Genomic DNA, 25,842 nt, shown 5'->3' on the forward strand with positions numbered 1-25,842 from the left:
TGACGGGGGGGGGGCGGCCCTTCGAGCGGCTGTCCAAGCGGATCGCCGCTGAACAAGCCGCCACGCAGCCGCAGTCGCCGCGTCGCCTGCACGGCGGCCATCATGCCGGGGCCTTCATAGGAATAGGCTGGCCCTCCACCCGGTAGGTTGTTCGCCATGATATTGCGGTAGGTGAAGTTGGAATTGACCAGAACCGCAGCGGCCGGATTCTGGTCGAAATTCTCATCGATGCCGAACTTGCCGATCTTGATATAGATTGTATCATGCGGCGCCCGCCAGCTCAGATAGGTGTAACCGCTTGCAATCATCGCGGCCTGGCATTGCTCCTCCGTGCCGTACAATCGATCAAATTCAGCCTCGCTCAGCCCTTTCTGCAACTGCACCGCATTCCGAGCCATCGATTTCCTCCGCTCACACCTTCATGTTCTTATTTTGCACTTAGGGTCTGTCAGGAATCAACTGCGCGATCTGATCGGCTGCCCGGGTGGATGGTATAGTTCCACTCGCCGTGGAAGTCGTCACGGGTGATATTGATGGCATCCAACTCCTCATCGGATACCACGATACCTTTTGGGTAGACGCCGGTGTCGAGTTCGCAGTGAACCGTCAGGCCGGTCTTGGTCGTCGTCGCACTGATCAGATCGACGATCACGCGATAGCTGACCAGCGGCCTGGCCCGCCAGTTCTGCGTAATGAACGAGAACAGCCGGTGCTCAATCTTGTTCCATTTGCTGGTGCCCGGCGGCAAATGATGGACCGTGATCTCGATGCCAAGCTCGGTGGCCAGGCGTTGCAGTTCCCGCTTCCATAACTTGAGACGCACGCCGTTGCTGCCGCCGCCGTCGGCAGTAATCGTCAGGCATCTGGCTTCCGGATATCGAATGCGGCCGGTCTCTTGCCACCAGCGGCGAATCGTCTGCACTGCAAATTCCGCGGTGTCGTTATCCATCCCGACACTGACCCAGCCGGCATTGGCGGCAATGTCGTAGATGCCATAGGGCACTGCCCGGCCGAGTTCCTTGATCAGAAAGTCGTGCACGCGAACCTCTTCGGGATCGCCCCTCGGCCGCCATTCCCGGCCGCCATTCTTGAAGTTGCCAACCAGTTCCTTCTTCTTCGTGTCCACCGAAATGACCGGCTGCTTCTCGGCCAATGCCGCAGCCACGTTTTGGTTGATATGGGCGAACTGCGCGTCACGATCCGGATGGGTGCCGCCTTCCTTGGTCTTGCAGTTGGCTTGCAAGCTGAACTTCTGCTGCTTCAACAATTCGCCGACGACCGTGCGGCTGATCTTGTGTCCCAATGCCTTCAGTTCCGCCGCCAAATGCCGCAAGCTCTTGCAGGTCCAGCGCAGCGGCGACATCGGATCGCCACGCTCGGTCGGTTCAACCAGGGCCAGCAAATCCGTCACCAACGCCGGGTCCGTGACCGCCAGTGGCTTGCGGCCCCCGCCCGGACGGCGGATGCGTCCGGCAGCGAGCGGTGCACCATCGGCCAGTTCCTTCAGGCCGCGACCGATCGTACTTGGCGCAATACCGGTGGCGCGCGTGACAGCGGCAATACCGCCATAGCCGGCAGCATTCGCTTCGCCCGCCGCAAACAATCGCCGTCGCCGCTCATCGAGGTGGGACGACATATCCGCGAACCGCTCGCGAATCGGGGCCGAATCGATCATGCCTACAACATATGGTAGGATGCCAAGGCGCAGAAGCCCGGGCACACTCTTCGCTTCAACCCGATTCGGCTATTTCCGGACGGACCCTTATCGGAAAGCGGCTGATCAAGATGGGTAAGCAGGAAGACTTTTCCCTGCCAGGCGCCACCGCCAAGCACGTCGGACGGTACTGGCTGCTCGACCGCGCCGAGCTTTATCCCCCGCGTGGCAAAAAATGGCCGCACGCCACCCCAGTCTCCGAAAAGATGGTGTCGAGACCAAATCGACGTCAATGTGTGGGTCGGAGAAGGTTGGCTGGCATGAGCCGGTGACGTCAGTTCGGCGACAGCGACCACGATGAAGCACAGAGCCAAATGACGTCGCCAGTTTATCATCGTCAATCGTCTTGTCCACCGAATCTTGTAATTCTGGCAATCCACCTCGCGGAAACGTCAAACATCAAATTTTACGGCATCTGAGAAATCGACCATAACCTTTGATATACTTTGAAAAAGCACAGATCTTAATCCACCCTGGGGTGCAGCCATCTCGTTTCGTTTGTTTACGAATTGAGTTATCAAGAGATAATTTGGGCGCATTTCTGAAGCCAACACAAGATCATAGCGTCGGTCGTGCGCAAAACGGGAGAAATTTTCATCGTATTTTGAACGAGTGACAGACAAGGATGGTCATGAACGATCAAGCGGAAGCTCGCGGTTTTGGCGCAACTCGCATCCTGTTCGGCGTGATCTGGGCAGTAAATACATATTTGCAAACAAGCCCAGCTTATGCAGCGCATTTTCTGAAGATGTTCGGTGCCGATACGGTAACTGGACAGCCGCATTGGGTGGTTGTCTATGGGAAGTGGGCGGCTGGGATTGTCGGCGCGATGGGGGCGGTTTCTGTCGCGCATGTGACGATCATGATCGATGGGTTGCTTGCGTTGTCGCTGCTGACCGGCCTGGGATTTCCGACGATGGGTTGGGTGGGATTAATCTACAATCTCTGGCTCTGGTCGACCATCGGTGGTTTCGGCGGACCATACACCAAAGGCGTTACCGACCCCGGCACCGCGATCATCTATGCACTTTGTTTTTTCTTGGTGATTGCAACGCGCGCTTGGCAATCAGTCAGCCTAGCGCGCCGCCCGCCGCAGACGGTCAATCTAAATGCGTTGCATGCGGGGCGCATCGCCTTCGGGCTACTGTGGTTATTCGATGCTTTTTGGAAATGGCAGCCGTTCTTTTTGCACCATGTTCTGAGCTACCTAAAACAAGCGCGGCTTGGTGAACCTGCATGGATCGAGGCTTATATCGAGTTCTTCATCCATGTCCTGACGGCAATCGGTCCTCTGACTTTTGGTGTTGCCGCAGCACTTGCCGAAACCGCGATCGCGGTTTCATTGTTGATGAACATCGCGTTACGCTGGATGATCCCATTCGGCATCGTCTATAGCCTTGGCATATGGACCACCGCGGAAGGATGGGGTGCGCCATACGGCGCCGGTTTTACCGCAAACAAAGGCGATGTGCTGGGAACGACTAATATCTACGTCATTGCATTTCTATTTATTGCGGCAAACGTCTATTTAAATAACAACGAAAAATTCAGCCGAAACACCAAATTTTTGTAATGTTATTCGAAAGAATCGTGCATCTTGATGGCGGTATCTGAACCCGTCAAAAAAGCTCACGAGCCATCAGTTAGATTTGCTGCATAACTGGTTCTCCGGAGAGTTGCGGATTTCCAATTCGTTAATGTCAACACGTCGAAAGATTTTGCGAAGGTGGGTCGCCTGGCTGCCAAGTGCGGGGATCAACCAATGAAGAATGAGAAAAGAGCGTGACGGGCGCAAGACCGTCACGCTCAAGTTCCCCCAACCGTCAGCCAAGGCGGCGGTCGGGGGGGGGGAGGCGTTATTACTATCCTGCGCCTGGATCCATTTTTTTGCCGTGCTTCTGGATAATGACGCAGATCCGCGAAATACTAACGATTAGCAATGTCTTGGAACCGTTTCCGCTGAACGGTGATCATTCGCAGGTTCCTTTATTTCTCGGGTTTGTAGACGTAGAGCGAGCCTGCCAGGCCGGCATAGGCGTAGACATTATGCGTTTTGAGATCGACAGTGCCGGTGTGTGTCAGACCGACCCCGGTCGAGACGAACGTCACCGGCTTCATCGTGTTCGCGTCGTAGACGTTAAACCCCTTGCCCGCGCCTTCAAAGGCATAAACCAAGCCAAGCTTGGGGTCCCACTCCACTTCGTCGATGCCGGACTTGGCAGACAAATGCTTGAGCACCTTGAGCGTGTCCGCGTTGAACACATAGACTCCCGCTGTCGTTGTGCCGACCCAGACGGCATTTGTCTTGGGATCGTAGATCTGGCCTTTGGTGCCGTCGAGCTTGGTGACTTTTATGTGAAGATTGACCTTGTGAGTAATCTGTCCGGTCGATGCATTGAGCGATTCTTCCCAGGAATCGTCGGGCATATAGAGAACGTTCTTGGACGCAACCAACCTACCGACATCGGGGCCGCTTCCCTTGGTGGGGACGAGCGGGAACTTGGTCTCGAATTTCGGGTCCTTGCCGGTGCTGTAGACATCGACCCAGTTGTTATCGTCCATCGCCACATAGAGCTTGTGTGTCATGGGATCGAGCCACATTCCGTCCGGCGAGGTTCCGACGGTGGTGACCCGGTTGACGATTTTCCAGGTTTTCTTCGAGATCACCACGATCTGATTGGTCTTTCCGGGACCTTGAGCGGCAGTCCAGTAGACATAGTGAGCATCGGAGGCATGGCTGTTCGGCGCCGGAATTGATTTCCAATGGTGGACTACTTTGTTCGTGTGGCTATCGACGGCCACGCCGCCATTGGGCAGCGATACATAGATCATCCCATCCGTGGGATCATACCTGACGAAATCGCCATGTCCTTTTGCATTGGGCAAGGGGATCTTATCGACGAGCTTGAAGTGCCAGGCGCTGGCGAAAGCCGTGCCTGCCATCAGCCCGCTCAGCAGGACGACACCCGCCAGGATTTTTCTTGGATAACGCATGTTTCACTCCCGTTTGTTGCAACGCGTATCTACACTTTTCTGTTGGCCCCGCCGCATCGCGGAGCCGTCAGGCACGTCACCCGCGGCAACCGGCCCGGCATTGCCGGAATGGGCCGATTGCCGCGGACCAATCCTCGGTTCATGAAACCGATCTCCGCCACTCGGTCATCGCCGGGATTATCATGGCGGCAACCGAACTCATCAGAGTTTGCCGAGCAGAATACCGAATTCCAGGATACCGACGACTTGATTCGCCGCCCTGCCATGCACGCCATAGCCGGTACCCGGAGTGAATCCGGCAAGATGGGTGAAGGCGAGAGTCGGCTGAAAGAACAGATTCTGCTTCTGCCAGGTCGCGTTGACCTGAAGTCCGGTCATGCTGGTTCCGGGGCTGAAGGTGCCCGGAGCGATACCGCCGCTGACAAAGTTCGAGCCCGCGCCGAATTGCAGCCAGTTACCGTAGAGATATGCGTTCGGGTCGTTCTTGTCGCCGTTCTGGAAGATGTATTGCGGCTGCACCGTGAACGACCACCGCTTCGTCATCTGATAGGTGACATCCATCATCGTCGCGAAATTGTAGTATGTCTTGCGCGGTGTGTCGGCGGGATTGAGGCCCACATCGCTCAGCATGCCGGGTGTGATCGCCTGCTTGGGCAGATACTGGTATTCGATCTCGGGAACGAAGGTCCACGGGCCGGTCACCCATTGCGCGCCCAGGCCAAACAGGGTGCTGTTGATCTCCGGCCCGCCGGGTCCGCGGTTCAGTGGTGTGTGGCTGACATTCTCGTGGCCGAAGAAAATGACGTTGTCGGTTCCGCTCTTGTTCAGATTCTCGGTAAGCAGCCACGAAAGGACATTGTGGAATCCGGTGTGGTAGGAATCCGACCATTGCAGGTTGAGCGTTGTCGGCCCGTAGAAGAAATTGAGCTGCGGACCGTAGGCAGGTGTCGCCTGCATGTTGTTGAGGTCGGAGACGAAGAAGGTCGGGTTCATGAAATTGAACCCGATTTCCACGCCTTCCAGCGATGGCATTTCACCCGCCGAAATGCTCCAATATTTCGAGGGTTGCAGGGTCATCCACCATTTAAAGGTTGGCGGCGACGATGGATTGGCGTGGGAGCCGAACCGGGCGATGCTGTTGAATCCGCATCCCGGACAGTTCGATGTGATGCCCATCGCCGGCGTCTGCCAGTTGCCACCCCAATAGGTGAAATGGAACATGCCGGTTGCCTTGTGGATCATCACCACGGCTTCGCCAACGCTGAAGCTGCCGGAATTTCCAATCAGCCCGGTGTTCGGTTCGCCGTTGATCCCCGCGTTGCTGGTCGGGTTGTTGAGGATGCTGCCGAACGCATCCAACCCGCCCTGCACCGTCCATTGCCCGTTCAGAAGCCCGAGGCCGTGAACCTCGAACGTCGAACTCGGCACATTGTTGCCGATGCCGCCACCACCGAGCGCATAGCTCGATTGCGAGGCGGCGAGCAGGATGGTGGTCAATCCCGCTCCGATCAAAAACCTCATCGTCTTTTTCATTACACGTTTCCCTGTTTTGATAGTTTGATGTTGTTTTAGTAAGTGATATTTTTGTTATACACTCTGAAAAAGTAATCTTGAAAAAGTAAAAAGAGTAATCTGTTTAAATTTGTTAGTAATTGCTCATGTTGGTATGCGCGCAATTCATCATACCGCCGTCTGCGCGATTAGCGGAATTCATAGTCGATCTCCGATATCGGAAAGCTTCGCTGTGTTAGGTCAGCCGTCAATGTACTTGGTCGCCTACAAACACCCTCCTCAGGTAGATGGCAGCGTTCACCGCCATCTGCCTCGCTTTTTAAATATTTTGTTTTGCATGTTTTATCGGAACCTCTTTTAATGCTGTATACAATATGAAGTGCTCGTAATGATATCACAGCTCCGCGAAACGGCATCACCCTTTTGTGTGATGGTCATTTGAGTTTCACTTGAAGTATGCACAGATATTCAGAAATTGACCTCGCGACTTCGTTATGATGGCCACGGAGGCAATTCCTATCGCGGCATCGTGACCTTTATCTGAGGGCGCGATTCCGTCCCACCGAGGTGCTGATCGGCGGTGCCTGGATCGATCTCGACCGCGCGTTCGACGCACAGCGCGAGACGATCACGAAGGCGTCGGTCACGGTGGGTTGAACGCGCCGCGCGCTTCCTCTTTACGTTTCGCAGTTATAATGTATGCATAATATAGTCCTGAAACGTCGAAAATCTCGGAAGGAAATTGCATATGGCACCTCGTTCTCTCGCGGCCGCGCTGGCGGCCGGCGTTCTGGCGTGCGGCTGGTCGAGCGCGCAGGCGGCGAGCCCAAAGCCGGTTTACATTCATATGAACGGGGCGAACGAATTTCTGGAAAACCTGATCGCGGTGCGGCCCGGCCAGAAGGTGGTGTTCGTCAACGAGGATACCGGGCCGCATACCATCGTCGGCTACAACCCGGCGACCGGCAAGGCGAGCAAGCGCTTCGACGGCGCGGTGGCCGGCACCAAGGGGCCGGGCGACGAGGTTCACACCTACACGATCAGCTTCAAGCACCAGGGCATCGTGTATTATTACTGCTCGGTCCATGCGGTGCTGGCCAAAGAACCGGGCGGCTGGACGGTGGCCAAGGTGCGCCCCGGCGTGCACGGCTTCGGCACTCCGATGGCCGGGGCGATCATCGTGACGACCGACCCGAAACTGCTCGCCGAGAACCCGAAAACCACCTCGGAGAAGATCCTGCCGGGCTATTTCGGCGGATAAACCGAAAAACCGGCGGCTTCGCATAAACGGGCATTTCCCATATGGCGCGGCCAGCCCGCCTCTCAGAATAGAGAATGCCACCTCGGATGGGGATTTGGTGCCAAATTGAAAGGCGCAGGCCGGCTGATTTCGCCGTGAGTCCAAATCTAGGAAATCCGGGATATTAAGAGTCCATTTCGAATCTGATTAGCAACGTCCAAGCCTTCGCAGGAGGATGGTGGTTGAAGCGGCGTATAGGAAGGCTTCTGCGGACGATATGAGTTTTTCGACATCGCGGGAGAAGCGGCGGTTCCGGCCGATCCAGGCGAAGAACCGTTCGACCACCCACCGCCGCTTGTGAACTTGAAACCCAACTTGACCATCGATCTTGCGGACGATTTCGACGGCGATGCGCGTGGCGTTGGCAACACGCTCACCCGCATACGCGCTATCGGCGAACACGCGCTCGACAAAAGGGAACGACGCGCGGGAGGCTCGCAACAGCGATACGGCACCGTCGCGGTCCTGGATGTCGGCCGGGCCGACTTGAAGTTTGAGCGCCCGCCCGTCGGTGTCCACAAGGGCGTTGCGCTTGCGTCCTTTGATCTGTAGAGTCGAGGACGGGCGCGGTGGCATTGCCCCGTTTCCCGTCCCCGCTCATCAAACCGGACGTGCGGATTTCCCGCATCCGGCTTTCCGACTGGCTTCATCGCAAGGCCCACGGCGACGACCGTCCGCGCTCGCGTCGAAGGCACAGCACGCCCAATTCCCCGTAGACATTCTCACGAGAGAACCGGTCCGTCCCATGCCCGTGCACTTTATGTCGTTGTCGGAGGAAGTGCCGCGTCCGGTCATAGACATGCTGATCGACGGCCTCGTATGCAGACGCGAGAGCGCCGTAGGAGAAGTAGGCCGACCATCCGCGCAGGACGCGGTTCAATCGTACCCTCACCTCATCCCAGGCGCCCTTGTTGCCCGGTACAAGCAGTTCGCCAACCTTCTGTTTGACCCTCTGCACACTCTTCTTGGACGGGCTTGCTCCCAGATACCAGCGGCCTCCGTTGGGCAGGTGGCGCGGTCCCAGGGTGTAGCCAAGGAAATCGAAGCCTTCGCGCCGAGCATCCTTCACCGAGGTTTTCACCTCGTTGAGCGTCAGCCCGAGTTTCGTCATCACCGCCTTCGTCCACGCCAGCGCCTCATCCGCGTGACCGCGGCTGAGGATGACGAAGTCGTCGGCATAGGAGACGACGTGCGCGCGAAATGCCTCGCCCCGTCCCGTCTGGTGCCAATGCTTCAGGAACCGGTTCATGTAGATGACTGAGAGCAACGGACTAACAACCCCACCTTGGGGTGTGCCGCGCGTGTTGCTCTTGCCGCCGCTCATGTGTCGTTTCCCGTCGCCATCCCTTTCCTCGACCGGCGCCCGTAGCCACAGCTTGATCAGCCACAGCACGTGCCGATCGACGATGCGGCGGCCCACCGATAGGAGGAGGTCCGCGTGCGGGATCGTGTCGAAATACTTCGACAAGTCGGCGTCGACGATGTCGGTATGGCCCCGGCACAACAGCCGGTGCGTTTCCTTGACGGCATCGATCGCGCTCCGACGCGGCCGATAACCGTAAGCGCTATCCTCGAAGTCCGCCTCAAACACCGGTTCCAGCACGATCTTGGCGGCGGTCTGAACCACTCGGTCCCGGATCGTCGGGATGCCAAGCGGCCGTTCACCGCCGCCGGGCTTTGGGATCATTACCCGTCGCACCGGATCAGGCCGGTAGGTCTTCGAGACGAGGTCCTCACGCAAGCCCACCAACCAGGCTTCCACGCCCGACGCTTCGATCTGCTTGAACGTCACCCCATCCACCCCCGGCGCACCCGCATTGGCGCGGGCCAGCGCATAGGCGTGGCGCAGGATGTCTTCGCGACAGACCTTGTCGTAGAGAATGTAGAAGCGAAAGGCAGGCTCTTCCTTCGCCTTGCGATACAGCTTTCTCTGAAGGCTCCTGATCTTATCGGGCGTTTGCAGGCTCATCGCCAATCACCCCCACCTTGCCAACGTCGAAAGCACACCAGAAGTCAGGGTCCTTTCCTCAGCCGGCGTTACCCGGCTTCGACGGTCATACGACCCTGTCCGACACCCGCCCGGTCCACCGCCCTGAAGCGGTGTTGAAGCCGCGACCTCCGACCTGGACGGGTCTCCCTCGATTACCCGCATCACCATTCCAACGTGCTGTGTCCAATACCCCGGCAGATCAGACAGGTGCGTGTGTCGATTGCTTCCCTGTCTACGCGGCCTTCCCCGAGCAAAAGGCGGGTCGGCATCTGCATCGACTCTTTCGAGGCCTGCTCGAACTTCACTCGCGTTACGGCCCGTTGGATCGCTCGGCCACCCAAGGCGGCCTTTGTCACGAGGCTTCGACCCGGTCGGTTGCCCAACAGAGCCGCTCGTCAGCTTCCGGATCAAATCGACAACTTTCCGGATGGAACCTTCCTCCATAGATGATGCACGCCTTCGAGGCGCACTCTTGCCGCCATCGTAACCCCGTATGCCACCGCTTTCGGTCGTCTTGACGCTTTGGCTGTCGAGCACGGCGGCAGAGGGGCTGGCGTCGCGCCCCGTGCGCTCACGATCGTGCATGACAAGATGATGATTGATCCGCTCCCAAGTCCCGTCATCGCGGAACCGCGCGAACCAGCGATAGACCGTCGAAAGCGGCGGAAACCCATCCGGCAGCATCTGCCACGCGCAACCGGCGCGCAGCACATAGAAGATCGCCTCGACGATGCGACGCATCGGCCACCTGCGCTTGCGCCCGCGCGAGCAAGGCGACGGCAAAAACGGCTCGAGAATTTTCCATTCCGCATCTGTCAGGTCACTTCCATAGCGCAGGTCAGAGCGGCTATGCTGCGCACGGGCGGAACCCGCTCAAGGTTCCGCGTGCGGAGCACGTGGAAAAGCGGTGGAGGGGGTCGGGGTCCACATGAGGAAATGATCTCCAGCAAGGCTTCGAACACCTGCTTGGAATCACGTCTCGTCCGGCCATCCAACCCCTCATAACGATCGTTCCACATTGATTCCGAAACGGCCTCTAAGGCGCCGGCGCTATGCTGATGGCACACACGATGGTGCTGCGATCATCGCATATTCATTATCGGCAACAGTGGTGTGGTCCTGGAATACCTACCTCCATACAGCAGACTTTGCCCAGCGGCGGAAGCTCCGCTGCACGTTTTTCCAAAACTTGTCAGGAATTTCATGGAATAGTTCGCCGAAACCATAACCCAGTGCCGCTCGTTCAGCGGACTCCTTGCCGTCGTCTGAAATGATCAGTGAGGTGCCCCCCTTATAGGGCCAAATTGTGGTAACACAAAGTTTTTCAGCCGATTATCGCATTATCTCGATATCTTGTGTTAACCGTGATTTATGCGCGTGCACCGCGACATCGACAGAAGAGCCGTCTTCTTCGGAATACTGGGCGGCATGCTGGCCACAATGCCGGCAGCCCGCGCGGCACCGATGCCGCCGCCGCTGGTGATGATCGATCCCGGTCATGGCGGCAAGGACCCCGGCTGCACCGGCCCGGATGGCGTTCACGAAAAGACGATCACCTTGCTGGTCGGCCTCGACTTGCGACAGGCTTTGCTCGCGAGCAGAAAATTCCGCGTCGCCATGACTCGGATGCGCGACGTGTTCGTTTCGCTCGCCGACCGGGTCGCCATGGCCGAGCGTGCCCAGGCCGACGCTTTCGTCTCGCTGCATTGCAACCACCTGCCGGACCCGGCCCTGCGCGGCGCATTGGTTTTCACCTTGTCGCGCCATCCGTCGGACGCGCTCGCCGCTGCGATCGCGCGAACCGAGAACAGCTACGATCATGGTCCGCTGCTGCCGCGGTTCCGCGGCGTGACGCCGCAGGTGGGCAGCATTCTCGGCCGACTCGAACTGCACGCGACCGAACGTGCCGCACGCAACCTTGCCCACGACATCGTCACGGCGATGCGCGGCGATATTCTGCTGCTGCCCGACCCGCGGCGTAGCGCCGATTTCGCGGTGCTGCGCGACCCGGTGGTGCCGTCGACGCTGATCGAGATGGGGTGCCTGAGCAACTTCCAGGACGAGGCATTGTTGCAGACCCTGGCCTATCGGAAGCTGATGGCGTCACGCATCGCCGGCGGATTCGAGGTTTATTTCAGCAGTCCCAACCCCGAGCGTGTCGCCGGATGAGGCCGGCAACGGGTACGGGAGCGGAATGGCGGAAAGGGTTCCGCGGCCGCGCGATTTTCTGCGCGGCTTGTTTCGTCGCGATCTATCTCGCGGTCGGCGCGAAATTGATCGATGCCACGGTGCTCCACCCGATCAAGCCGAGTGCCGCCGTGCTCACCGCCCGGCGCCCCGATTTCCGCACCCGGCTTGCGGCACCCGACCGCGCGCCGATCCTGGACCGCAACGGCACCATCCTCGCCGTGTCGCTGCCGGGGGCTGCGCTGTTCGCGGATCCGAAACAGATCAGCCACCCGCGGCGCGACGCGGCGACGCTGGAACAGGCATTGCCGATGCTCGACAAGCGCGCGATCGCGCATCGGCTGAGCCTGAAACGATACGGGTTCGTCTATCTCGATCGCGATCTCACCGCCGCCCAGGAACTCGCGGTGAACCGGCTCGGGATTCCGGGCCTCTATTTCCAGCATGTCTGGATGCGTCACTACCCCGAGGGCGATCTCGCGGCGCACATACTCGGCGGGGTGACGCCGGATCAGCGCGGCATCGCCGGGGTGGAAGAGTATTTCGATCGCCGCCTGATCGGCCGGCCATCGAAACCGCTCCGTTTGTCGATCGATATCCGGGTCGAGGACATCGTCCATCGCGAGGTCGCCCGCGCGATGCGCGACTACCAGGCGCGGGGCGCCTGCGGCATCGTCGAAAGCATGACCGGGCGGATCGTTGCGATGGTCAGCCTGCCTGACTACGATGCGAACGATCTGCACGACGCCCCGACCGATTCGCTGTTCGATCGCTGCATCTCCGGCGATTACGAACCGGGCAGCGTAATGAAGCTGATGACCATGCCGGCCGCACTGCAATCGGGGCTGATCCATTACTGGGATCGGTTCGACACCACGCACCCGCTGTTCGTCGACGGATTTTCCGTCACCGATTACGAGCCGGTGCATGATTGGCTGGCGATGCCGGCGGTGCTGGCGTTTTCATCGAATATCGGGGCTTCGCGCATCGCGACCATCCTCGGCCCCGAAATCCAGCGCGCCTGGCTGCGCAAAATGGGATTTTTCAAGCCCTCGCCGGTGCAGATGCCGGGGGTTCAGCCGCCGATCTGGCATCCGAAGGATACCTGGAAGCTGCTGACCACGATGACCGTGAGCTTCGGCAACGGCATCGCGATGGCGCCGATCATTCTGGTTAACGCGGTGGTCGCGGACGTGAATGGCGGCATCCTGTTCAAGCCGACTTTGCTCGCCCGCCGGATCGGCGCGCCGCCACGGCGCGGCGTGCGGGTGATGCGCCGGAGCGTGTCGGTCATCATGCGCAAGCTGATGCGCGGAGTGGTGCTGTCGGGCACCGGAATTTATGCCCGCGTACCTGGCTATCTGGTGGGCGGCAAGACCGGCACATCGCAGGTGGTGGCCGCCGATGGCCGCTATCGCAACCACCTCAACAATGCGTCGTTCATGGCGGTGTTTCCGGCCGACCATCCGCACTACGTGATCTATGTTCTGGTAGTGCATCCGAAGCCGACCAAGAAAATGCAGCATTTTTCATACGGATTCACCACCGGAGGCTATGTCGCCGCCCCCGCCGTGGGGCGGATCATCGCGCGGATCGGCCCGATGCTGGGCGTGACGCCACTGCAAGGCGGCACTTTGACAGCGATGAACGCACGCTTCGGCATCCCGCTCAAACCGCCGGTGCCGGTGGGGCGGTCGGCCCTCGGCCCCGGTCATCCATTCCCGGCGGGCGCCAACCGATACGCCTATATTCTGGCGAACCGGGCTCCGCCGAAACATCCCGACCGCGCGGCGGCTCGGACCGCCCTGCGGCGCGTGAAAATGGCAATCCCCGGCCAGACGATCCCGCGCGATGCCCGCAGCCGGCCCGACGACCCGATGCGAATCGAAGCCTCCCGAGGCGGCCATGCACGCATCGCACGGCGATAAACCGATTGACACAACCACGATCGACCGCAATATACAACCTAAAGTAACAGAAACCTCCGTCCCGGACAGGATCGATTCATGGTCTCTCCCACTTCCACCATCACCGTCGGCTCGGGAACGATCGGGTCGATCACCGACCTGACGGTCTCGGACACCTACGACATCGATGTGGCGGGGTTCGGCGGACGGCTGAACATCTCGGGCACCGCACAGCCGGGGCTGGCCGCCGACATCATCGCGATCACCGGCGTGACGGCGCCGTTCACCGATTATCTGAGCGCCGGCGCCACCGAGATCTTCAACCCGTCCGGCACCGGTTACCTGGCGCCGAATTTCGCCCTCGGCGGCGATCCCAACCTGTTCAGCCCGCCAGGCGACGGCACGCTGCAGCTCGGCGACAATCTGGCGACGGCGCAGGTCAATCTCGCGATCACCTTCGGCGGCGCCGGCAACGACCTGATCGTCGATTCCAGCCTCAGCCCCGCGATATTCGCCCTCATCGACGGTTATCAGACCGGCGACACGATCGACCTTCAGGGTGTCACCGGCGCATCGCAGGCGATCTGGACGCAGAATGCCGGCGGCTCGGCGGGCGGCACTTTGTCGCTCGACTCCGCCTCCGGTACCGATCTTGCCGATATCACGCTGAGCACCGGCAGTTTTTTCTCCAGCCTGTTCAGCATTGCCACCGATTCGGTGGGCGGGACGGACATCACCGTCGCCTGCTATCGGGCCGGCACGCGAATCGCCACGCCCTCCGGCGAGGTCGCGGTCGAGGATCTCGCGATCGGAGATGCTGTGCTGACCGCCGACGGAACCGCCAAGCCGGTCAAATGGCTCGGCCGCCGCGCCTATGCCGCGCGCTTCGCGGCAGGCAAGCCACATATCCTCCCGATCCGGTTTTATCCCGGCGCGCTCGGCAATGGCCGACCGCGCCGGGATTTGTGGGTGAGCCCGCAACACGCCATGCTGATCGACGGCGCGCTGGTCCCTGCGTCCTGCCTGGTGAATGGCGTCTCGATCGTCCAGGAAGAGGTGAGCGACCGGGTCGATTACGTCCATGTCGAGCTTGACCGGCACGACGTGATTTTCGCCGAGGGCGCGGCATCCGAGACCTATATCAACGACGATAACCGCGCGATGTTCCACAATGTGCGCGACTATGCGGCGCGCTATGGCGCCGACCGCACATCCGCCAATTATTGTGCCGAACGGATCGAGAATGGGCCGGTGCTGGAGGCGATCCGCCGGCGCTTGGCACGCGTTGGCGGGGTCGCGACCGAGGGCGCATCCTTCGGCGATCTGCGCGGCTGGTTCGAGCGGGTCGATATCGATGCCGACGGCCTCTGGGCGGTCGGCTGGGCACAGGATGCGACCACCCCGGATATGCCGGTATGCCTCGAGATCGTGGCGAAAGGCAGGGTAGTCGCGCGCGGCCTCGCCAATCTTTACCGGGCGGATCTGGAGGATGCCGGGCTCGGCAGCGGCTGTCATGGCTTCCGCCTCGCGGTGCCCACGGGGTTCGCCGGTGCCGACGTGACCGTTCGCCGCGCCGCCGATCGCGCGCCGCTCGCCAGCGCCGCGATGCCGCGCGCCGCCTGATCCGATGCCGGTAGCGAGCCGGTAATGCTGCGCGGCCGGCTCGACGTCGCGACCCGTACCCGGATCGCCGGCTGGGCGCAGAATGAGCGCCACCCCGACCGGCCGGTCGCCCTGCTGATCATCGATAACGGCACCCTGCTCGACCGCGTGGTCGCCAATGCGCACCGGCCCGATCTCGCCGCCATCGGCATCGGCGATGGGCGCCATGGTTTCGAACTCAGCTTGGCGGGTGGCTTGCCCGGCCTTGGTCGCCATGTCATCCGCGTGGTGTGCGAGCGCGACGGCAGAGAACTCGCGGCTTCGCCCGCGCTGATCGAGGCATCGGACGCCTTCGACGCCGAGGCACAAACCAAGCTCGCGGCACTGCTCGATGGGATTGACAGCACAGCGGGGATCGACTCGGCGATCGAGGCGCTGACCGGGCAGATCGATCGTCTCGCGTCGCGCCGTTCAGCACGCGCCACGGCGACGCCCAGGCAGGCCGAGCCGGCGAAGCGTGCTTTGGTGATCGACATGGCGATGCCGGCGCGTGGGCGGGATGCCGGATCGAACGCGATTCTGTCACACATGGAATCCCTGATCCGGCTTGGTTATGCGGTGAGCTTCATTGCCGCCGATCCCGCCGCAGCGGTGCCGGACGGTGTCGATGTCGATTGGCGTGTGGCGCCGCGGGTTCGCTCGGTCGAGGAACTGCTTGCCCGCGAAGCGGGCGCTTTCAGTCTCGTCTATCTGCACCGGCTCGACGCCGCCGCGCGCTACATGCCGCTGGTGCGGGCGCATCAGCCGCGTGCAAAGGTGATCTATAGCGTCGCCGATCTGCATCATGTCCGGCTCGCCCGGCGGGCGATGGTCGAACGCGAAGCGAGCCTGATCGCCCTCGCGCGCAAGGTGCGCGCCACCGAACTCGCGGTCGCTTGTGCCGCCGATGCGGTGCTGACGCATTCGCGCGCCGAGGCCGATCTGCTCCGCCGTCACCTGCCGCCGCAAAAAATCGTGATTGCGCCCTGGGCGATCGCGCCCGCGACGGTAAAGACGCCGCGCGCGCAGCGCGGCGCGATCGGCTTCATCGGCCATTTCGGCCATGCGCCCAATCTGGATGCGGCGCGGCGGCTGGCGTTTTCGATCATGCCCCTGGTGCGGGCGCGCGACCCGTCGATAACCTGCCTGATCGCGGGTTCCGCCATGCCGGAGGCGATGCGGCGCTGGGCGGCGTCTGGTGTGGAGATGATCGGCGCGGTCGATGATCTCGCCGGGTTTTTCGGGCGAGTCCGGCTGACCGTGGCGCCGATGGCGTTCGGTGCCGGGATCAAGGGCAAGGTGCTGGACAGTCTCGCCGCCGGCATCCCCTGCATCGCAACGCCGGTCGCGATCGAAGGGATCGACTGGCCGGATATCCTCGCCGGTTGCGTGGCCGCCGACGATGCCGGGCTTGCCGACGCGATCGTTGCGCTCCATGGTGATAAAGCGCGCTACCGCAGGATCGCCGCCGCCGGCCGGGCCCTGATCGCGCGCGACTGGTCGGCGGCGGCCACCGACGCGGCCCTCGCGGGAATGATCTAACGAACGCTGGCACGAATCCTGCGTATCCGCCCTCGTCACACGGTCAACCGCACCGGCAAATGGGCGGAACAGCAAGGAGCAGGTCGCAATGGGGCGGCGCATCTGGGTCGCGGGGGCAATGGCGCTTCCGCTCATGGGATTATGTCTGCCCGCAAAAGCGGCAGAAACCGGCCTCAGCGCGGGCGACACTGCCTGGATGCTGATCAGTTCGGTTCTCGTTCTGCTGATGACCATCCCCGGTCTCGTGCTGTTCTATGGCGGCATGGTGCGCAAGAAGAACGTGCTGGCGATCATGATGCAGGGCGTCGTGATCTGCGCACTGGTCACCGTATTGTGGATGATCGTCGGTTACAGCCTGGCCTTTTCCAATGGCGACGGATTTATCGGTGGCCTGTCCGGCGCGATGCTGGGCGATCTCGCGCGGAACTGGCGGGCGCCGTTCACCCTCGGCGCCGGGTTGCCGGATGCGGTGCACTATTGCGTACCGGAGAGCGTGTTCATCATGTTCCAGATGACCTTCGCGATCATCACGCCGGCGGTGATCACCGGCAGCTTCGCGGAACGGATGAAATTCTCGGCATTGCTGCTGCTGATGGGGGCGTGGTCGATCCTGGTCTATGCACCGGTCGCGCACTGGGTCTGGAGTCCGGCGGGCTGGTTGTTTCATCTCGGGATCGCCGATTATGCGGGGGGCACGGTGGTCGAGGTGAATTCGGGCATCGCCGGGTTGGTCTGCGCGCTCTATCTCGGCAAGCGGCTCGGCTTCGGTCACGACAACATGATGCCGTGGAACCTGTCCTACGCGGTGATCGGCGCCTCGCTGCTCTGGGTCGGCTGGCTCGGCTTCAATTCGGGCGGCGCGGGCGGGGCGAACCCGAACGCGGGGATGGCGGTGCTGGTCACCCAGATGGCGGCGGCGGGGGCGACCCTGTCCTGGACCGCGATTGAATGGGCGCTGCGCGGCAAACCCACCGTCCTGGGCGCGATTTCGGGCACGGTGTCCGGGCTGGTCGCGATCACGCCGGCGGCGGGGTTCGTGCTGCCCGGCCCGGCGCTGCTGATCGGGATCGCCGCCGGGCTGCTGTGCTTCTGGGCGGTGACGGTGGCGAAGGTGCGGCTCGGCTACGACGACACGCTCGACGCCTTCGGCGTCCATGGCATCGGCGGCGCGCTGGGGATGCTGGCGACCGGGCTGCTCGCCTTCGCGCCGCTATCGGATGGCGCGGTCCATGCCGGGCTGCGTCAGCTCGCCGTCCAGGCGCTCGGCGTCGCCGCGACGGTGATCTATTGCGGCGGCGTCACCGCCGGGCTGCTGTTCGCGATCGATCGGCTGGTCGGGCTGCGGGTCAGCCGCGATGAGGAACGCCAGGGGCTGGACGAGGTGCTGCATGGCGAACGCATCGCGTAGGGAACTCGGGAACTCTACTCCGGCGGCCGTCTGACGCGCTTTTTCTGTGCTTCGGTGCTCACGTAGCTTCCGCTCCGCTCCGGTGCTCGAAAAATCACCCCAGCCGACTCACCGGAGCGAGTTCCCGAGTCGATTTCCACCCCGTCATTGCGAACCCGCGCAGCGGGTGAAGCAATCCATTTTTTCGCAACTATGGGCAATCACTCACGTCGAGCGGAAATCGAAAATGCCAGCGGAAGCCAGCGTTGGTCGGGCCAATGGAACATACCCCGTTCGTCTTCGACCAGACAGTCGAACATTTGCCAAGGGACCGTCGGATGCTCGTGCAGATAGTCGAGCGTGAGACCTGCCTTGGTTACCGCGGTGATGATATCTCCCAGCGTGTGGAGGAATTCGAACGTTGTCGCGTTCGTCAACCTCGCCTCCGCATCGGCATAGTCGATCGGACTTTGAGCTCGAATCCCGAGAGAACCGAAATACGGAGCATAATATTTGAGCGGGCCGCTCCGAGGAGCCGCGTGCTCATCAAACAGATAGGCGAAAGGGTGTCCATCCGCGAGGTAGAGGCGTCCGCCGGGCTTCAGAAAGCCTGAGACGATCTCGGCCCATCGCGTGATGTCGGGAAGCCAGACCAGAGCACCCCACGTCACGAAGACGCGGTCGAACCGCCGGTGCGGACCAATCGCGGTCTGAGCATCGTACAAATCGGCTTCGACAAAGGTGGCCCGCTCGGCGAGGTCGAGTTCCCTGGCAAGGTCTTGCGCCGCCGTGGTCGCGACTCCCGAGAAATCGAGACCTGTCACCCGCGCGCCCTGGCGGGCCAGAACCAGACTGTCATAGCCAAAATGGCACTGTAGATGGAGCACGTCGAGATCAGCGACCGGGCCGAACTCGACCTCCTCGATCGGGTAGAGCGTTGCGGTTCCGGCGCGAAGGCGTTCGATATCGTAGAATTTCGAGCGCAGGTGGATTGGCACCCGTTCGTTCCAATTCGCCCGGTTCGTCTCCCGCCAGAGTTCTTCGCCTGCTTGCTGAGTCATGCGACAACAGTAACCAAGAGCCGAAGCGACACAACCGCAGCTCCTACGACACCGCCGCCCGCAATGCCGCGCCGGCGGCGAGCGGCGCCAGCGGCAGGAACAGCGCCAGCAGGCCGAACAGCATGGCGAATTCGGCGACGGGGTGGGGGGCGATCACCCCGGCCGCGCCGAAAATCAGCGCCGGGATCATCAGGGGCAGTGCCACCAGCGGCAGCAGCACCGTGCCGCCGCGCGCGCCCAGCGTGATCGCCGCACTCATCCCGCCGACCAGCGAGAACAGGATCGTGCCGGGCAACAGCGTCAGCAGGAGGCGCGGCAGGAGGACCGGATCGAGCCGCAGCATGACCGCGACCGGCCCGGCAATGATCAGGAGGGGCAATCCGGTGGTCAGCCAGTGGCCGATCATCTTGCCGAGCGCGACCGCGCTGGCCGGCAGGCCGGAGACCATGAGCTGATCGAGCGCGCCATCCTCGAAATCGGCGCCGAACAATCTGTTGAGTGGCAGCAGGGCCGCGAGCAGGGCGACCACCCAGATCACGCCGGGGGTGATGCCGGCGAGCACTTGCGGCGAGGGCCCGAGCGCGAACGGAAACAGGCTCGCCGCGATCACGAAGAACAGCAAGGCCGCCACGCTGTCCCCGGCATGGCGCATCGCGAGGATTAGTTCGCGGCGAATCAGCGCGATGAACCGGCTCACGCGGCGATCCGGCTCAGGTCAAGCGATTGAGTGCCGGGCAGATCGAGCGGCAAATGGGTCGCCGCCACGATCATCCCGCCCTTGGCCCGATGGCCAGCGAAACGCTGCTCAAGACGCCAGACCGAGGCGGTATCGAGCCCTGTGGTGGGTTCGTCGAGCAGCCAGAGCGGGGCCGGGCTGAGCGCCAATCGTGCCAAAGCGAGCCGGCGCCGCTGGCCTGACGAAAGCAATCGGGCCGGCAGATCGGCGAAGCGGTCGAGATCGACGGTTTCCAATGCCGCCACGATCGCCGCCGGCGGAATCCGGCGCGGCAGTGAAAGATTGCCGGCGACGGTGAGGCCGGGCTTGATCGCATCCAGATGCCCGACGAAACAGAGCCGGGTGGCGTGCAGCGGCGGATCGTCCAGCGCGTTTTCGCCGTCCCACAGCAATTCACCGGCGGCTGGCGGGGTAAGGCCGGCGAGCAGCCGGAGCAGCGAGGATTTGCCCGCGCCGTTCGGCCCCACCAGAAGCAGCGCGCCGCCGGGTTCCAGCAAAAACGAGGCATCGCGGAACACCAGCCGTTCGCCGCGGATCGCGGCCAGGGAGCGCGCTTCGAGCATGTCTAGATCACGTTCCAGCCATGGACGCGCGGCGTGCGCCGTGATTAAAGCGCAGCGCAATCGGCATTGGCTGCGGCGCGATGCGCCGAAGCGCGCGAAGAGGAGCGAGCACCATGAACATGATCGGTCGGGACAGTCTGAAAACGGAACGGACGCTGAGCGTCGAGGGCAAGGACTACGTCTATTTCGCACTCAATGAAGCCGCTGAAAAGCTCGGCGACATTTCGCGCCTGCCGCGCACCCTGAAAATCCTGCTCGAAAACATCCTCCGCTTCGAGGACGGCTCGACCTATACCGTCGATGACGCCAAGGCGATCGTCGAATGGGTGGACAAGGCCCATTCCGATAAGGACGTGCCGTTCCGCCCCGCGCGTATCCTGATGCAGGATTTCACCGGGGTTCCCGCCGTGGTCGATCTCGCGGCGATGCGCGACGGCATCGTCAAGCTCGGCGGCAATGCCGAGCGGGTCAACCCGCTGGTGCCGGTCGATCTGGTGATCGACCATTCGGTGATGGTCGATGTGTTCGGCCGCCGCGACGCGCTGGAACGCAACGTCGATATCGAATTCGAGCGCAATGGCGAGCGCTACGAATTCCTGCGCTGGGGCCAGGAGGCGTTCGACAATTTCCGCGTCGTGCCACCCGGCACCGGCATCTGCCATCAGGTGAACCTGGAATATCTTGCCCAGGCGGTGTGGACCGCCGAGGCGAATGGTAAGACGCTCGCGTATCCCGACACGCTGTTCGGCACCGACAGCCACACCACCATGGTCAACGGGCTCGGCGTGCTCGGCTGGGGCGTCGGCGGCATCGAGGCGGAAGCGGCGATGCTCGGCCAGCCGATCGCCATGCTGATCCCCGACGTGATCGGCTTCAAGCTGACCGGCTCGCTGCGCGAGGGCATCACCGCGACCGATCTGGTTCTCACCGTCACCCAGATGCTGCGCCGCAAGGGCGTGGTCGGCAAATTCGTCGAATTCTACGGCACCGGCCTCGATCAATTGCCGCTGGCCGATCGCGCGACCATCGCCAACATGGCACCGGAATATGGCGCGACCTGCGGCTTCTTCCCGGTTGATCAGATCACCCTCGATTACATGAAATTGTCGGGGCGTGACGAGCACCGCATTGCCCTGGTCGAAGCCTATTGCAAGGCGCAGGGCCTGTGGCGCGACGATAGCGAGCTGCTGTTCTCGGACACGCTGGAGCTTGACCTGTCCACCGTCGAGCCTTCGCTCGCCGGGCCGAAGCGGCCGCAGGACCGGGTGGCTCTGTCGAAGGCCGCACCCGCGTTCGACGTGGAACTCACCAAAAGCCTCGGCGTTCCGGCCAACGATGTCGGCAAGAAAGCCAGCGTCGCCGGCAAGAATTACCAGCTCAGCCATGGCGACGTGGTGATCGCCGCGATCACCTCCTGCACCAACACATCGAACCCGTCGGTGCTGGTCGCCGCCGGGCTGGTCGCGCGCAAGGCCCGCGCGCTCGGGCTGGTGCCGAAGCCCTGGGTGAAAACCTCGCTGGCACCGGGCTCGCAGGTGGTGACCGAGTATCTCGACAAATCCGGCCTGACCGAAGATCTCAACGCGCTCGGCTTCGAGACGGTGGGTTATGGCTGCACCACCTGCATCGGCAATTCCGGTCCGCTCGAAGATGTGATCGCCGATGCGATCGAGGATAACAAGCTGGTCGCGGTTTCGGTGCTGTCGGGCAACCGCAATTTCGAGGGCCGCGTGCATCCGAACGTGCGGGCAAACTACCTCGCCTCGCCGCCGCTGGTCGTCGCTTACGCCTTGTTAGGGACGATGCGGGTCGATATCACCACCGCGCCGATCGGCCGGTCGAAGGACGGCCGCGATGTCTATCTGAAGGATATCTGGCCGACCTCGACGGAGATTTCCGAGATCGTGAAAAAGACCCTGACCAGGGCGATGTTCCAGGACCGCTACGGCGACGTGTTCAAGGGCCCGAAGCAGTGGCGGGCGATTGAGGTCGAAGGCGAATCGGAGACCTATCGCTGGTCGGGTTCCTCGACCTACGTGAAGAACCCGCCCTATTTCGAAGGCATGACCAAGGACCCCGCACCGGTGACGGATATTGTCGGCGCGCGGATTCTGGCATTGCTGGGCGACAGCATCACCACCGATCACATCTCGCCGGCGGGTTCGTTCAAAAAGACCACGCCGGCCGGCGAATATCTGCAGGAGCGGCAGATCCTGCCGAAGGATTTCAATTCCTACGGCTCGCGGCGCGGCAATCATGAAATCATGATGCGCGGCACCTTCGCCAACATCCGCATCCGCAACGAAATGCTCGACAATGTCGAGGGCGGCTATACCAGGCACTATCCCTCGGGCGAGCAGATGTCGATCTACGACGCCGCGATGCGCTATCAGCACGAGGGCGTGCCCCTGGTGGTGATCGCCGGACGCGAATACGGCACCGGCTCGTCGCGCGACTGGGCGGCGAAGGGCACCATGCTGCTCGGCGTCAAGGCGGTGATCGCCGAGAGCTTCGAGCGCATCCATCGCTCCAACTTGGTCGGCATGGGCGTCCTGCCGCTGGTGTTCAAGGAGGGCGTGAGCCGCAAGACGCTTGAGCTGCGCGGCGACGAAACCATCGACATTCTCGGCCTCGAACAGCTCAGCCCGCGCATGGATATCGACATGGCGATCCACCGCGCCGACGGCTCGACGGATAAGGTTTCGCTGCTCTGCCGCGTCGATACCAAGGACGAGGTGATGTATTATCAGAACGGCGGCATTCTGCACTACGTGCTGCGCAGCATGGCGAAGGCTGCCTGAACCAGACGGACGGCGCGTCTCGATCAAGGCGCGTCGTTCCAGCCCTATATCCGGGCGAGTGCCACGATTCGCGCGCCGAAGGCGGCAAAAGCGAATTAGCTTTGACCTGCCATATTTTTGTATATACAATTAGATGGATATCCAATGGGATGGCCGCAAACAGGCCTCGAACCTCGCGAAACATGGGGTGGATTTTGCAATCATCCGGGATTTCGAGTTTTCCGCCGCGCTGGTGCGTGCCGATACCCGGTTCGATTATGGCGCGGTCCGCCTGACGGCGATCGGACCAATCGGCGAGCGATTGCATGTCGTGGTATTCACGATCGAGCGCCGCGCGGTGAGAGTTATCAGCTTGCGGAAGGCCAGCAATAAGGAGGTTGGCATCTATGAAAGCGGAAATTCATTCGGCCGACGAATGAGGAAGACGCCGCGATTCAGCGCGGCATCGAGCACGACCCGGAGAACCCGGAATGGACCGATGCGGATTTCTTCGCGTGCGCCGTCCCCGCCCGCGACATCTCGCTGAGTTTGGTTCGCAAAATGCGCGTTCGCGGCCCTCAGAAACAACCGTAAGCGCGCATTTTGACGCACATGATCGACATTTGCGTGCGGACGCGGTCATGTTCGGTGTGCTTGGGATTGAGGCTGATCCGCGCGAGTTGGCGGATCAGCCTGTGTTTTCGGCGACGCTGTCGCGTTTGCGGACGAAGTTGAATGGCAGCAGGTCATCGATGCCGTCATTTGCGCCGCGCTGTGGGAGTTCGGCGAGAACGTGGTTCAGCCAGTCGTAGGGGTCAACGCTGCAGGCCCTGCATGTCAGGACGAGGCTGTAGATCACCGCGCTTGCCCTGGCACCAGCAACGGTGTCGCTGAACAGCCAGCCTTTTCTGCCAGTGACAAAGATTCGGATGTCGCGTTCCAACAGGTTGTTGTCGATCGGGGCCCGTCCGTCGCTGGCGTAACGGATCAGATATTCCCATTGGTTGCGCGTGTAGGCGATCGCCTTTCCGGTCAGGCTTTCGGGCAGCACCTGCGGGGCCAATTCGTCGAGCCAGGTCTTGAACGCGGTCAACACCGGGACACTATGGCACTGGCGCAATCGTAAAGTGTATTCGTCGCGCGCTTCACCTTCGGGCGGGCGCGATTGGCGCGCCAGTCTTTCGACCTCGTACAAGGCATCGAAGAACTTCAACGCCAGCACAGGCGGTCCGCCGGGTTTTTTCCTGGCCTTGAGCGCATCGGTAAATTTGCGTCGCGCGTGGGCCATGCTTGCGTCAGGAGAAGTCCTGGAAAGGAGAACAGATGTAGCGTGAAACCTTTCATAGCGATCCAGAGGGTTGAACTCCCTCCCGGTAGAGGCGCAGCCCGCCAGCCGGAAGCGAGCCTTGCATGGGCGGCGGCAACGTCGCTCGTGAAGCGTAGGCAGCGGATATCGAAGCCCTGGGTAAGCCTCGAAATCATGTACACGCTGGAGCCTTCGGAGTGTTGGGACCGGGGGCAGCATCGGCACAGCCGCAAGTGGCGAGGCTGCGCCGGTCCGGCCGGGGTCTGGGAACAGGGCAGAGGTATGGAACGGATTGCCAGGAAACCTGAGAGATCCAGTGCGTGCCCATGTGTGGACTGGCCGGAGACGGGGAAACCGGCTGACAAAAGTCCCCAGGCCCGGCGACGGTCCTCCGCCGCGACGGGAGCGCTTCGGCGAGCACGAATCCGGAGGGGCACATGGAACCCGGAACCGAAACCATAAGGAACCGGGAATGCGCGCACGGGAAGTCGTAGCGCCTTCGTAGTACCGCTGAGGGCGGGGAACCGGGCTCGCCGGGACCCGCAGGAGGAAAGGGGGGCGCCGCGAGGAGAGAGCCATCGACGGGAAACACGGGAGAGAACCCTGAGTCTCACAAACCTGTCTACGAAACGACGATGGATAGCCGACATGGCGAGGACGCACCGAGACCGGGCGTTCGCCTCGCTGAACCACGTCCTTGATTTGGAGTGGATGCTTGAAGCCTACCGGACCACCCGCAAGGATGGCGCGGCGGGCATCGACGGGATCACTGCGGCCGATTATGCGCAAGCGCTGGAGGCGAACCTTCTGGACCTCCTCGATCGCATCAAGTCGGGACGCTATCGAGCCCCGCCGGTGCGACGAAGCTACATTCCTAAAGCGGACGGATCGCAACGGCCTCTCGGCATTCCCACTTTCGAGGACAAGGTGGCGCAGCGGGCGATCGTTATGCTGCTGGAGGCAATCTACGAACAGGACTTCCTGAACTGCTCGTATGGCTTCCGGCCGGGCCGGTCGGCTCATGATGCCGTGCACGATCTGCGCACGGCGCTCATGACCCAAGGCATGCGGTGGGTGCTGGATATTGAACCGCGCCGGGAATCCTGGAGGCCATTTTGTTTGACTCAGGCGACCATAGCCAGCTCGTTCAGTTGTTCATAGTAGCGCGCCTCGGCCTCGGCGGGTGGGATGTTGCCGATCGGCTCGAGGAGACGCCGGTGGT

Annotated in this window: 17 protein-coding genes and 4 pseudogenes; 10 read left to right on the forward strand and 11 right to left on the reverse strand. The window is 61.8% G+C overall.

What is annotated here, in order from left to right; genetic code table 11:
- A pseudogene (locus AiwAL_RS15435) lies at window positions 1-398 on the reverse strand (hypothetical protein); the annotation flags it as partial.
- A gap of 50 nt (window positions 399-448) precedes the next feature.
- Window positions 449-1,675, reverse strand: coding sequence for an ISAzo13 family transposase (locus AiwAL_RS15440; RefSeq protein ID WP_262313014.1), 1,227 nt, complete (start codon window positions 1,673-1,675; stop codon window positions 449-451).
- Window positions 1,676-2,345: 670 nt separating this feature from the next.
- Here AiwAL_RS15440 and AiwAL_RS15445 point away from each other — a divergent pair.
- Entirely contained in the window at window positions 2,346-3,287 is a 942-nt protein-coding gene (locus tag AiwAL_RS15445; RefSeq protein WP_262313015.1) for a hypothetical protein, read from the forward strand.
- 413 nt (window positions 3,288-3,700) lie between these two features.
- Here AiwAL_RS15445 and AiwAL_RS15450 read toward each other — a convergent pair whose 3' ends face one another.
- Window positions 3,701-4,708 carry a hypothetical protein gene (locus AiwAL_RS15450; RefSeq protein WP_262313016.1) on the reverse strand — a complete coding sequence of 336 codons (1,008 nt, stop codon included), beginning with the start codon at window positions 4,706-4,708 and terminating at the stop codon, window positions 3,701-3,703.
- 201 nt (window positions 4,709-4,909) lie between these two features.
- Window positions 4,910-6,229 carry an outer membrane beta-barrel protein gene (locus tag AiwAL_RS15455; RefSeq protein WP_262313017.1) on the reverse strand — a complete coding sequence of 440 codons (1,320 nt, stop codon included), beginning with the start codon at window positions 6,227-6,229 and terminating at the stop codon, window positions 4,910-4,912.
- Between the two features lie 739 nt (window positions 6,230-6,968).
- Between AiwAL_RS15455 and AiwAL_RS15460 the strand changes: the two genes are divergently transcribed.
- On the forward strand, window positions 6,969-7,481 hold the full coding sequence (locus AiwAL_RS15460; RefSeq protein ID WP_262313018.1) for a Cupredoxin: 513 nt from the start codon (window positions 6,969-6,971) through the stop codon (window positions 7,479-7,481).
- A gap of 186 nt (window positions 7,482-7,667) precedes the next feature.
- Here the strand turns inward: AiwAL_RS15460 and AiwAL_RS15465 are convergent.
- The 3 genes and pseudogenes from AiwAL_RS15465 to AiwAL_RS15475 form a co-directional block, all read right to left on the reverse strand.
- Window positions 7,668-8,069 (reverse strand): annotated as a pseudogene (locus tag AiwAL_RS15465) (transposase); the annotation flags it as partial.
- Window positions 8,070-8,166: 97 nt separating this feature from the next.
- On the reverse strand, window positions 8,167-9,489 hold the full coding sequence (ltrA, locus tag AiwAL_RS15470) for a group II intron reverse transcriptase/maturase (RefSeq protein WP_235705920.1): 1,323 nt from the start codon (window positions 9,487-9,489) through the stop codon (window positions 8,167-8,169).
- 474 nt (window positions 9,490-9,963) lie between these two features.
- Window positions 9,964-10,347 (reverse strand): annotated as a pseudogene (locus tag AiwAL_RS15475) (IS5 family transposase); the annotation flags it as partial.
- Between the two features lie 591 nt (window positions 10,348-10,938).
- Here AiwAL_RS15475 and AiwAL_RS15480 point away from each other — a divergent pair.
- The 5 genes from AiwAL_RS15480 to AiwAL_RS15500 all read left to right on the forward strand — a co-directional run bounded on the left by AiwAL_RS15480 (window position 10,939) and on the right by AiwAL_RS15500 (window position 18,195).
- Window positions 10,939-11,679, forward strand: coding sequence for an N-acetylmuramoyl-L-alanine amidase (locus AiwAL_RS15480; protein WP_262313019.1), 741 nt, complete (start codon window positions 10,939-10,941; stop codon window positions 11,677-11,679).
- On the forward strand, window positions 11,676-13,625 hold the full coding sequence (locus AiwAL_RS15485; RefSeq protein ID WP_262313020.1) for a penicillin-binding protein 2: 1,950 nt from the start codon (window positions 11,676-11,678) through the stop codon (window positions 13,623-13,625). Before AiwAL_RS15480 ends, AiwAL_RS15485 begins: the two co-directional genes overlap by 4 nt.
- Before the next feature lie 78 nt (window positions 13,626-13,703).
- Window positions 13,704-15,227 (forward strand): Hint domain-containing protein, encoded by a 1,524-nt coding sequence (locus tag AiwAL_RS15490; protein ID WP_262313021.1) that lies wholly within the window; start codon window positions 13,704-13,706, stop codon window positions 15,225-15,227.
- Window positions 15,228-15,251: 24 nt separating this feature from the next.
- On the forward strand, window positions 15,252-16,787 hold the full coding sequence (locus tag AiwAL_RS15495; RefSeq protein ID WP_235705982.1) for a glycosyltransferase: 1,536 nt from the start codon (window positions 15,252-15,254) through the stop codon (window positions 16,785-16,787).
- A gap of 88 nt (window positions 16,788-16,875) precedes the next feature.
- Window positions 16,876-18,195, forward strand: a complete 1,320-nt coding sequence (locus tag AiwAL_RS15500) for an ammonium transporter (protein ID WP_235705981.1) — start codon at window positions 16,876-16,878, stop codon at window positions 18,193-18,195.
- Window positions 18,196-18,395: 200 nt separating this feature from the next.
- Here the strand turns inward: AiwAL_RS15500 and AiwAL_RS15505 are convergent, their stop codons facing one another.
- From AiwAL_RS15505 to ccmA, 3 genes are read right to left on the reverse strand one after another with little or no spacing between them, the layout of a single operon-like run.
- Window positions 18,396-19,235: a bifunctional 2-polyprenyl-6-hydroxyphenol methylase/3-demethylubiquinol 3-O-methyltransferase UbiG gene (locus AiwAL_RS15505; protein ID WP_235705980.1), complete on the reverse strand. Its 840-nt coding sequence runs from the start codon at window positions 19,233-19,235 to the stop codon at window positions 18,396-18,398.
- Between the two features lie 43 nt (window positions 19,236-19,278).
- Window positions 19,279-19,932, reverse strand: coding sequence for a heme exporter protein CcmB (gene ccmB / locus AiwAL_RS15510; RefSeq protein WP_262313022.1), 654 nt, complete (start codon window positions 19,930-19,932; stop codon window positions 19,279-19,281).
- On the reverse strand, window positions 19,929-20,534 hold the full coding sequence (ccmA, locus tag AiwAL_RS15515) for a heme ABC exporter ATP-binding protein CcmA (RefSeq protein WP_235705978.1): 606 nt from the start codon (window positions 20,532-20,534) through the stop codon (window positions 19,929-19,931). Before ccmA ends, ccmB begins: the two co-directional genes overlap by 4 nt.
- Window positions 20,535-20,647: 113 nt before the next feature.
- Between ccmA and acnA the strand changes: the two genes are divergently transcribed.
- Together acnA and AiwAL_RS15525 are read left to right on the forward strand one after the other, a co-directional pair.
- On the forward strand, window positions 20,648-23,335 hold the full coding sequence (acnA, locus tag AiwAL_RS15520) for an aconitate hydratase AcnA (RefSeq protein ID WP_235705977.1): 2,688 nt from the start codon (window positions 20,648-20,650) through the stop codon (window positions 23,333-23,335).
- A 133-nt stretch (window positions 23,336-23,468) separates the two neighbouring features.
- Entirely contained in the window at window positions 23,469-23,861 is a 393-nt protein-coding gene (locus AiwAL_RS15525; RefSeq protein ID WP_235705976.1) for a BrnT family toxin, read from the forward strand.
- Window positions 23,862-24,002: 141 nt separating this feature from the next.
- Here AiwAL_RS15525 and AiwAL_RS15530 read toward each other — a convergent pair.
- Window positions 24,003-24,602, reverse strand: a pseudogene (locus tag AiwAL_RS15530) (transposase); the annotation flags it as partial.
- Window positions 24,603-25,268: 666 nt separating this feature from the next.
- On the opposite strand from AiwAL_RS15530, the gene AiwAL_RS15535 reads away from it, so the two are divergent.
- Complete coding sequence (locus tag AiwAL_RS15535; RefSeq protein WP_262313023.1) at window positions 25,269-25,781, forward strand: reverse transcriptase domain-containing protein; 513 nt, start codon at window positions 25,269-25,271, stop codon at window positions 25,779-25,781.
- The last annotated feature ends 61 nt before the right edge of the window (window positions 25,782-25,842 follow it).

This window comes from Acidiphilium sp. AL (genome assembly GCF_025499445.1).
GTDB classification, from domain to species: Bacteria; Pseudomonadota; Alphaproteobacteria; order Acetobacterales; family Acetobacteraceae; genus Acidiphilium; species Acidiphilium iwatense.

Excerpts from the sequence above, each read along its gene's own strand:
- AiwAL_RS15440 (WP_262313014.1), bottom strand. The coding sequence starts at position 1,675 with ATGATCGATTCGGCCCCGATTCGCGAGCGGTTCGCGGATATGTCGTCC.
- AiwAL_RS15445 (WP_262313015.1), top strand. The coding sequence starts at position 2,346 with ATGAACGATCAAGCGGAAGCTCGCGGTTTTGGCGCAACTCGCATCCTG.
- AiwAL_RS15450 (WP_262313016.1), bottom strand. The coding sequence starts at position 4,708 with ATGCGTTATCCAAGAAAAATCCTGGCGGGTGTCGTCCTGCTGAGCGGG.
- AiwAL_RS15455 (WP_262313017.1), bottom strand. The coding sequence starts at position 6,229 with ATGAGGTTTTTGATCGGAGCGGGATTGACCACCATCCTGCTCGCCGCC.
- AiwAL_RS15460 (WP_262313018.1), top strand. The coding sequence starts at position 6,969 with ATGGCACCTCGTTCTCTCGCGGCCGCGCTGGCGGCCGGCGTTCTGGCG.
- ltrA (WP_235705920.1), bottom strand. The coding sequence starts at position 9,489 with ATGAGCCTGCAAACGCCCGATAAGATCAGGAGCCTTCAGAGAAAGCTG.
- AiwAL_RS15480 (WP_262313019.1), top strand. The coding sequence starts at position 10,939 with ATGCTGGCCACAATGCCGGCAGCCCGCGCGGCACCGATGCCGCCGCCG.
- AiwAL_RS15485 (WP_262313020.1), top strand. The coding sequence starts at position 11,676 with ATGAGGCCGGCAACGGGTACGGGAGCGGAATGGCGGAAAGGGTTCCGC.
- AiwAL_RS15490 (WP_262313021.1), top strand. The coding sequence starts at position 13,704 with ATGGTCTCTCCCACTTCCACCATCACCGTCGGCTCGGGAACGATCGGG.
- AiwAL_RS15495 (WP_235705982.1), top strand. The coding sequence starts at position 15,252 with ATGCTGCGCGGCCGGCTCGACGTCGCGACCCGTACCCGGATCGCCGGC.
- AiwAL_RS15500 (WP_235705981.1), top strand. The coding sequence starts at position 16,876 with ATGGGGCGGCGCATCTGGGTCGCGGGGGCAATGGCGCTTCCGCTCATG.
- AiwAL_RS15505 (WP_235705980.1), bottom strand. The coding sequence starts at position 19,235 with ATGACTCAGCAAGCAGGCGAAGAACTCTGGCGGGAGACGAACCGGGCG.
- ccmA (WP_235705978.1), bottom strand. The coding sequence starts at position 20,534 with ATGCTCGAAGCGCGCTCCCTGGCCGCGATCCGCGGCGAACGGCTGGTG.
- acnA (WP_235705977.1), top strand. The coding sequence starts at position 20,648 with ATGAACATGATCGGTCGGGACAGTCTGAAAACGGAACGGACGCTGAGC.
- AiwAL_RS15525 (WP_235705976.1), top strand. The coding sequence starts at position 23,469 with ATGGATATCCAATGGGATGGCCGCAAACAGGCCTCGAACCTCGCGAAA.
- AiwAL_RS15535 (WP_262313023.1), top strand. The coding sequence starts at position 25,269 with ATGGCGAGGACGCACCGAGACCGGGCGTTCGCCTCGCTGAACCACGTC.